The organism is Caballeronia mineralivorans PML1(12) (assembly GCF_001028175.1).
Lineage (GTDB): Bacteria > Pseudomonadota > Gammaproteobacteria > Burkholderiales > Burkholderiaceae > Caballeronia > Caballeronia mineralivorans.
Genome location: NZ_AEJF01000182.1, coordinates 1 through 8,672 on the forward strand (window position 1 = coordinate 1; position 8,672 = coordinate 8,672).

The window sequence follows — 8,672 nt, forward strand, 5'->3', positions numbered from 1 at the left end:
TGCCGCCACCGAAGATCGCGCCAAGTCCGGCGCCGGCCGCGGCGCCAATGCCCGTGCCAACGGCGGCGTTATTGCCTTGCTGGGTGGCGCAACCGGCGACAAGCGCGCCGGCCACGGCGATTACGGACAAGCGGGTCATCATTTTCGAGTTCATTATCAATTCTCCAGGGTACCAATTCAGACAAAACCCGCACCGACAGCCCGAAAGGGTCTTCCGGCGAGTCGTAACGGCTGCCACTACAATACGGCCAAGGATTCAAGAGATTATAACGATGCGTCCCCCGAATCATGGCAGCGTCGGATAGTGCATCGCGCACGGTGACGACGCAATGTCGTGCAACAATTCCTTTCAATTTCATTGTTTGCACGCGGAATATTCGATCCGCGACAGCAAAAAGCGTTCCCTTGGAGTTTCGATGAGTTTTGATCGCGCCCAGATCGATACCGCGCTCAGCGGCCTGATCGATCCGAATACCAGCCGCACGCTCGCGGACACGAAAAGCATCCGCAGCGTGACCGTGGACGGGGCCAACGTCAGCGTCACCGTCGTGCTGGGCTATCCGGCGAAGAGCCAGTTCGACGCCATCCGCGCGCTCGTGTCCAACGCCGTCGCCGGCGTGCCAGGCGTGGCCGGCGTACAGGTCACGGTGTCGTCGCAAGTCGTCGCGCACGCGGTCCAGCGCGGCGTCAAGCTGCTGCCGAACGTGAAGAACATCATCGCGGTGGCGTCGGGCAAGGGCGGGGTCGGCAAGAGCACGACCGCCGTGAACCTCGCGCTCGCGCTGGCAGCGGAAGGCGCGTCGGTCGGCATGCTGGACGCGGATATCTACGGCCCGTCCTTACCCATGATGCTCGGCATCAGCGGCCGTCCCGAATCGCCCGACAACCAGTCGATGAACCCGCTCATCGGCCACGGCATCCAGGCCAACTCGATCGGTTTCTTGATCGAGCAAGACAACCCGATGGTATGGCGTGGCCCGATGGTCACCTCGGCGCTTGAACAATTGCTGCGCCAGACCAACTGGAAAGACCTCGACTATCTGGTCGTCGACATGCCGCCCGGCACCGGCGACATCCAGCTCACGCTCTCGCAGAAAGTGCCCGTCACGGGCGCGGTGATCGTCACCACGCCGCAGGACATCGCGTTGCTCGACGCCAAGAAGGGCCTGAAGATGTTCGAGAAGGTCGGCATCCCGATCCTCGGTATCGTGGAGAACATGAGCACGCATATCTGCTCGAATTGCGGCCACGAAGAACATATTTTTGGCGCGGGCGGGGGCGAGCGGATGTCGAAGGAATATGGTGTGCCCGTGCTCGGCCATTTGCCGCTCGATATCGCGATCCGCGAGAAGACCGATGCGGGCCAGCCGACTGTGATCTCGCAACCGGACAGCAAGATTGCCGATGCTTATCGCTCGATTGCACGCAAGGTGGCCATTTCGATTGCCGAACGCCAGCGGGACATGACCTCGATGTTCCCCAGCATCGTAGTGCAAAACACTTAGACGCGAGCGGGGGCACGGGCGATTTTGACGGCGCGTGTCGCGGTATCATGTCGCCTTCGATTGGCGCGGCCAGGTGAACACACGGGGTGGTCGCGGGTCGCCATGAGGATCGCATGAAACAAAGATTCGACGGGCCTGAATCGCGCAGACCGCCTGCCGCGATACACCCGGTCCCGAGCCTGATGCTGAGTTTGAGCGCGAGTTTGAGCTTATTGGCCAGCGTCATGTTGCTCGGCGGCTGCGGCATCCTGTTCCAGCACCACGAAAAACGTGCCGACGCCACGTTGCAGCCCACCGGCGGCAACACGGCGAGCGGGACGGTGACGTTCATCGAACGTGCCGACGGTGTCCAGGTGTCTTACAACCTGTCGGGCATGCCGCCCAATAGCGATCACGCGCTGCAGATTCACGAGCGCGGCGACTGCATCGTCTCGGGTTCGGACGGCGGTCCCGTATTCGCGCCGGCGTCCGAGCGCACCAACTCCGGCTCCAAGGTGGAAGGCGATCTGGCCAGCATTCACGCCGACGCGAACGGCTCGGCGACGGGTTTCATCGTCGCATCGGACGTGTCGCTCGACGGTGTGCGCTCGGTGTTGTCGCGGGCCCTCCTGCTTCATCGCGACGCCGCCGACACCTACGCCATCACGCCGCACGGCGCCGGTCCTGCACTTGCGTGCGGCGTGATCCGGCAGTAATGCGGCAGTGATGCGGCGGATCGCCGCGTTCTTTCAATGAAATCAGGTTATTAAGGCGCTCGACCCGGCCTGTAGGGATAGCCGCGTCGTGCAGCCAGCGCATCAAGTAAAATACGCGCTTCTCGTCTGGTCTGGCTGGCTTTGGCGTGCTTCTGCATCTATCCCAAGCTTCCGGCCATGCCCTGTTTCAAGCTCGGCGGCTCTCCTAAGCCGCCTCTTTCGTTGGGTAGCGTTCCCTATGAGCATCAAGTCCGACAAGTGGATCCGGCGCATGGCCGAAGAGCACAACATGATCGAGCCGTTCGTGCGCGATCAGGTGCGGGTGTCCGAAGATGGCCGCAAGATCGTGAGCTACGGCACGTCCAGCTACGGTTATGACATTCGTGTGGCAGACGAATTCAAGATCTTCACGAACATCAATTCCACGATCGTCGACCCGAAGAATTTCGACGAGAAATCGTTTGTCGACTTCAAGGGCGACGTCTGCATCATTCCGCCGAACTCCTTCGCGCTTGCGCGCACAGTCGAATATTTCCGGATTCCGCGCTCGTGCCTGACCGTTTGTCTCGGCAAATCGACGTACGCGCGCTGCGGGATCATTGTGAACGTGACGCCGTTCGAGCCCGAATGGGAAGGGTATGTGACGCTCGAATTCTCGAATACGACACCTTTGCCTGCCAAAATCTACGCGAACGAAGGCGTGGCGCAGGTTCTCTTCTTTGAAAGCGACGAGATCTGCGAGACCTCGTACGCCGATCGTGGGGGCAAGTATCAAGGGCAAATCGGCGTGACACTGCCGAAAACCTGACGTTTCTTATCTGTTCGAAACGTCATTGCAACGCTTTTTGAAAGACCGCTGGAATCGAGGACATATGACTCGGCCAGCGGTCGTTCCATTTGGAGATTCGCCGCATGAAGTTCCGTTTTCCCGTCGTCATCATCGACGAAGATTTTCGCTCCGAGAACATTTCGGGTTCCGGCATCCGCGCGCTTGCCGAGGCGATCGAGCGCGAAGGCGTCGAGGTGCTCGGGCTGACGAGTTACGGCGACCTGACGTCGTTCGCTCAGCAATCGAGCCGCGCGTCGTGCTTCATTTTGTCGATCGACGACGACGAATTGCTGCCGTACGTGGATAACGTCGTGGTGGCCGAAGGCGATACGCCGGAGCTGGCCTCCGCCATTGTCGCGTTGCGCGCGTTCGTGCAGGCCGTGCGGCGGCGCAATGCGGATATCCCCATCTTCCTGTACGGCGAAACGCGCACGTCGCGGCACTTGCCCAACGACATCCTGCGCGAGCTGCACGGCTTCATCCACATGTTCGAGGACACCCCGGAGTTCGTCGCGCGGCATATTATCCGCGAGGCGAAGGTCTACCTCGACGCGCTCGCGCCGCCGTTCTTCAAGGAGCTCGTGCAGTATGCGGAAGAGGGTTCGTACTCGTGGCATTGCCCGGGGCATTCGGGCGGCGTCGCGTTCCTGAAAAATCCGCTCGGGCAGATGTTCCACCAGTTCTTCGGCGAGAACATGTTGCGGGCGGACGTCTGCAATGCCGTCGATGAACTCGGCCAGTTGCTCGACCACACCGGGCCGATCGCGGCGTCCGAGCGCAATGCGGCGCGCATTTTCAGCGCGGATCATCTGTTCTTCGTGACCAACGGCACGTCGACATCGAACAAGATTGTCTGGCATGCGACCGTTGCACCGGGCGATATCGTGCTGGTCGACCGCAACTGTCACAAGTCGATCCTGCACGCCATCACCATGACGGGTTCGATCCCCGTCTTCCTGACGCCGACGCGCAATCACTTCGGCATTATTGGACCGATTCCGCGCGACGAATTCAAGCCGGAAAACATCCGCAAGAAGATTGAAGCGAATCCGTTCGCGCGCGAGGCGCTGGCGAAGAATCCGAAAGCGAAGCCGCGCATCCTGACCATCACGCAGAGCACGTATGACGGCGTGATCTACAACGTCGAGATGATCAAGGATCTGCTCGGCGACCTGCTCGACACGCTCCACTTCGACGAAGCCTGGTTGCCGCACGCCGAGTTCCACGACTTTTATCAGGACATGCACGCGATCGGCGCGGGGCGTCCGCGTACGGGCGCGCTGGTGTTCGCCACGCACTCCACGCACAAGCTGCTGGCGGGGATTTCGCAGGCGTCGCAGATCGTGGTTCAGGACTCCGAGAACAGCACCTTCGACAAACATCGCTTCAACGAGGCGTATCTGATGCACACGTCCACGAGCCCGCAATACGCGATCATCGCGTCCTGCGACGTGGCCGCGGCGATGATGGAGCCACCGGGCGGCACCGCGCTGGTCGAGGAATCGATTGCGGAAGCGCTCGATTTCCGCCGTGCCATGCGCAAGGTCGATGACGAATACGGTGACGAGTGGTTCTTCAAGGTCTGGGGGCCGGAAGCACTGGCGGAAGAGGGCATTGGCGATCGTGAAGAATGGGTGTTGAAGCCGAACGACCGATGGCACGGTTTCGGCGCGCTTGCCGAAGGCTTCAACATGCTCGATCCGATCAAGGCGACCATCATCACGCCCGGACTTGACGTGGACGGCGAGTTCGGCGAGACCGGGATTCCCGCCGCCATCGTGACGAAGTATCTGGCGGAGCACGGGATTATCGTGGAGAAGACCGGGCTGTATTCGTTCTTCATCATGTTCACGATCGGCATTACCAAAGGCCGCTGGAACTCCATGGTGACCGAGTTGCAGCAGTTCAAGGATGACTACGACAACAACCAGCCCTTGTGGCGCGTATTGCCTGATTTCATCGCGCAGCATCCATCGTACGAGCGCATGGGATTAAGGGATCTTTGCGAGCAGATTCATAGCGTTTATCGGGCCAACAATATTGCCCGACTGACCACCGAAATGTATCTCTCGAGCATGGAGCCCGCCATGAAGCCGTCCGAAGCCTATGCAAAACTGGTGCATAGGGAGATCGATCGCGTGCCTATCGATGAACTCGAAGGGCGCGTGACCAGCATCCTGCTCACGCCGTATCCGCCGGGCATTCCGTTGCTGATTCCGGGCGAGCGATTCAACAAGACGATCGTGGACTACCTGCGCTTCGCGCGTGAGTTCAATGAACGCTTCCCGGGCTTCCATACGGATATCCACGGGTTGGTCGGAGAGATGATCAACGGGCGTATCGAGTATTTCGTCGATTGCGTGCAGAACGAGCGCTAATTTGACGGCTTGAAAATGGAAAAGGCCCGCGAAGAAAATGCGAGCCTTTTTCGTTGGCGCCTTGACTTGCACTACTCAGGTCACGATAAACCGCCGGTCTTCCACGCCCGGTGCCCGGAGCGCCTTCGGTGGCCGGGTGAAGGCCGGGTCGGCGGCCATATCGTGGAGCGCGTTTTCCAGCGAGTCGCACAACGCGCTCAACGCCAGATCGTTTTCTTCGAGGCCGAACGGATCTTCGATCTGCGCCGCAATCGCCTCGAGCGACATGAACGCGTACGCGACCAGCAGAGCAAACAAGGGCGTCAGTAAGCCCGCGCCGTCGACAAGACCGAACGGCAGCATCACGCAGAACAGATACACGGTGCGATGGATCATCACCGAGTACGAGAACGGCAGCGGCGTCGATGCCAGCCGTTCGCAGCCGCCGATCACCGCGGACAACTCATTCAGATTCTGCTCGAACGCGAGCGTGCCGTAGCCGTCGAGTGCACCGTCGCGAGCACGTGTGGCTGACCATTCGCCGAGCCATCGCAGGATCAAAGCCGAGCGATATTGCGCTTGGGACACTCGCTGATAAAGCGCGGGCGCAAGGCGTGTGGCGAGATCGGGGAGAGGATCGGTGCGGCGCATTTCGTGACGCAGCGCATGACCGAGTGCGCCAATCGCCGCGATGAACTCGCGCGTGTCCTCGCTTTTGGCTCCACGGGGCAGCGTCAGCGCCTGCCGTGCCAGCGAGCGGCCGTGAATTAGCAGCGCGCCCCACAGCTTGCGGCCTTCCCACCAGCGTTCGTAACTCGCGCTGTTGCGAAAGCCGAGAAACACGGCCAGCGCGATGCCGACCAGCGCGAACGGCGGTGTGCCGAGTCCAACCGGATAGTCGCGCACATGGTCATGCATGAAGATGGCGGCAACCGACAGCGCGAAGATCAAGGCGAGGCGCGGCAGTAGCTGCGGCAGCACGGATCCGCGCCAGACGAACAGCATGCGCAACCAGTTGAGTTTGGGACGGATGATCATGAGCGAGCCGAAAACAACGGGGTTGAATGCATGCCTATGCTCTATTGCCGGGAGAAACTGTAGCTGAATTGGCTACGATCGTAGCCAATTCAGCTACGATCGGCCTCGCACCGGACCAAGCCGATTGCCCACTTACCCCAGCGCCGCCCGCGCAGCCTCCGCCGCCGCCCGAACCTGCTCCGGCGCCGTCCCGCCAGCGTGGTTCCGGCTGGCGACCGAGCCTTCCAGCGTGAGGTACTCGAACATATCGTCGCCGATCAAATGAGCCACGTTCGGCAATTCCGAGCGCATTTCGTCGAGTGTCAAATCGGCCAGATCGCAGCCGCGGTCCACGCAGATCCGCACCGCGAGCGCCACCGCTTCATGCGCATCGCGGAACGGCAGGCCGCGCTTCACCAGATAATCGGCGAGATCGGTTGCTGTCGAAAACCCCTGCAACGCGGCTGCGCGCATGGCCTCAGGCTTCACCGTGATGCCGGCGGCCATTTCAGCGAAGATGCGCAGGGTATCGGAGACCGTATCGACGGTATCGAACAGCGGTTCCTTGTCTTCCTGATTGTCCTTGTTGTACGCGAGCGGCTGGCCCTTCATCAGCGTCAGCAAGGCGATCAGATGCCCGTTCACGCGCCCGGTCTTGCCGCGCGCGAGTTCGGGCACGTCGGGGTTCTTCTTCTGCGGCATGATCGACGAGCCGGTGCAGAAGCGGTCCGCCAGATCGATAAAACCAACGCGCGGACTCATCCACAGCACGAGTTCTTCCGAGAACCGCGACACGTGCGTCATGATCAGCGCGGCAGCCGCCGTGAATTCGATGGCGAAATCGCGATCCGACACGGCGTCGAGCGAATTGGCGCAGATGCCGTCGAAGCCGAGCGTCTTGGCCACGGCGTGACGATCGATCGGATAGCTCGTACCGGCGAGCGCAGCGGCGCCGAGCGGCAACCGGTTCACGCGTTTGCGGCAATCGAGCATGCGTTCGCTGTCGCGGGTGAACATTTCGACGTAAGCGAGCAGGTGATGGCCGAACGTCACGGGCTGCGCGACTTGCAGATGCGTGAAGCCGGGCATGATCGTTTCGGCGTTTTGCTCGGCAATATCGATCAGCGCGCGGCGCAACTCGACCAGCAATTCACCGATGCGGTCGATCTCGCCACGCAGCCACAGGCGGATATCGGTGGCGACCTGGTCGTTGCGCGAGCGGCCCGTATGCAGGCGTTTGCCGGCATCGCCAATGAGCGCCGTCAGCCGCGCTTCAATGTTCAGGTGCACGTCTTCCAGGTCGAGTTTCCACTCGAATTCGCCGCGCTCGATTTCGCCGCGAATCTGCGTCATGCCTTGCTGGATGGCCTGAAAATCCGCATCGCCGATGATTTTTTGCGCGGCCAGCATGGCGGCGTGTGCCAGCGATCCCTCGATATCGACGAGCGCGAGGCGCTTGTCGAAGAACACCGATGACGTGTAGCGCTTGACCAGATCGGACATTGGTTCGTTGAAGCGAGCCGACCAGGCTTCGCCTTTTTTATGCAGTTGGGACGTCATAGTGATGTTCGTAAGAGGGCGGAAAGTCGATGGCAGGCGGCCGGGTGTAGCGAAATCCGGATAAAAACCCGCGGAACTGCCGATTTTACAGGCAATGACAAACGCGTAGCCATCCGCAGGCGGGAAGCGGACCCGTCTGCCCCAATCTGAACAAGACCTTAGCGCCAGGCACAAAAGGAAAGGGACGCCTCACGACGCCCCTCTTAGCCCACAACCAACGCCATCAGGCCGCCGGAATCACCTTACCCGTATAGACGACCGGGCCGGTCGGCCCATTCGGATTCGGCGACCCGCCGACGGGCTCCACGGAAACCGCCAACACCGGATACGTATTCACAGAAGCCGCTTTGAACCGTGCGGTTCCCCCGACTGGCAGCACGCCCAGTGAAACCGGGTGCCCTTCCTTCGGCAGACCCCAGAGCTGCATGGATTTATCGGAGGGATCGGACGAACCGCTCAAGCGCCGCACGGTGACTTCGGAAGTCCGGTCGTCCCACGTCACGAGCATCCTCGCATTCGATTTGTCATCAGCAAGCGTAGCCACATAACCGATCCGCGGTCCCTGCGCGACTTGCGGCGCGGGCACGGGAGCGGGCACAGGCGCTACCGTCGACAGCTCGCGAATGGACACAACCAGCGCAATAGCCGCAATGGCGGTGGCCGCAAGCGACCAGCCGCGCCAGAACGAGAGATTCTCGAACCAGCTCGG

Annotated in this window: 7 protein-coding genes and 1 pseudogene; 4 read left to right on the plus strand and 4 right to left on the minus strand. The window is 61.1% G+C overall.

Annotation, left to right across the window (positions count from 1 at the left end):
• Positions 1 to 154, minus strand: a pseudogene (locus tag EOS_RS49555) (OmpA family protein); the annotation flags it as partial.
• A 262-nt stretch (positions 155 to 416) separates the two neighbouring features.
• On the opposite strand from EOS_RS49555, the gene apbC reads away from it, so the two are divergent.
• From apbC to EOS_RS31210, 4 genes are all read left to right on the plus strand, one after another.
• Complete coding sequence (gene apbC, locus EOS_RS31195) at positions 417 to 1,505, plus strand: iron-sulfur cluster carrier protein ApbC (protein ID WP_047896064.1); 1,089 nt, start codon at positions 417 to 419, stop codon at positions 1,503 to 1,505.
• Between the two features lie 113 nt (positions 1,506 to 1,618).
• On the plus strand, positions 1,619 to 2,200 hold the full coding sequence (locus tag EOS_RS31200) for a superoxide dismutase family protein (RefSeq protein ID WP_082163578.1): 582 nt from the start codon (positions 1,619 to 1,621) through the stop codon (positions 2,198 to 2,200).
• A gap of 238 nt (positions 2,201 to 2,438) precedes the next feature.
• The gene (gene dcd / locus EOS_RS31205; RefSeq protein ID WP_047896066.1) at positions 2,439 to 3,008 is read left to right on the plus strand and encodes a dCTP deaminase; all 570 of its coding nucleotides are present in this window, start codon (positions 2,439 to 2,441) and stop codon (positions 3,006 to 3,008) included.
• 104 nt (positions 3,009 to 3,112) lie between these two features.
• Complete coding sequence (locus tag EOS_RS31210; protein WP_047896067.1) at positions 3,113 to 5,407, plus strand: arginine/lysine/ornithine decarboxylase; 2,295 nt, start codon at positions 3,113 to 3,115, stop codon at positions 5,405 to 5,407.
• A 75-nt stretch (positions 5,408 to 5,482) separates the two neighbouring features.
• Here the strand turns inward: EOS_RS31210 and EOS_RS31215 are convergent, their stop codons facing one another.
• From EOS_RS31215 to EOS_RS31225, 3 genes are all read right to left on the minus strand, one after another.
• On the minus strand, positions 5,483 to 6,424 hold the full coding sequence (locus EOS_RS31215; RefSeq protein ID WP_047896068.1) for a bestrophin family protein: 942 nt from the start codon (positions 6,422 to 6,424) through the stop codon (positions 5,483 to 5,485).
• Positions 6,425 to 6,556: 132 nt separating this feature from the next.
• On the minus strand, positions 6,557 to 7,963 hold the full coding sequence (gene argH / locus EOS_RS31220; RefSeq protein ID WP_047896069.1) for an argininosuccinate lyase: 1,407 nt from the start codon (positions 7,961 to 7,963) through the stop codon (positions 6,557 to 6,559).
• A gap of 223 nt (positions 7,964 to 8,186) precedes the next feature.
• Positions 8,187 to 8,672 (minus strand): anti-sigma factor (locus EOS_RS31225; protein WP_047896070.1); only part of this gene is annotated, 486 nt, incomplete at its 5' end.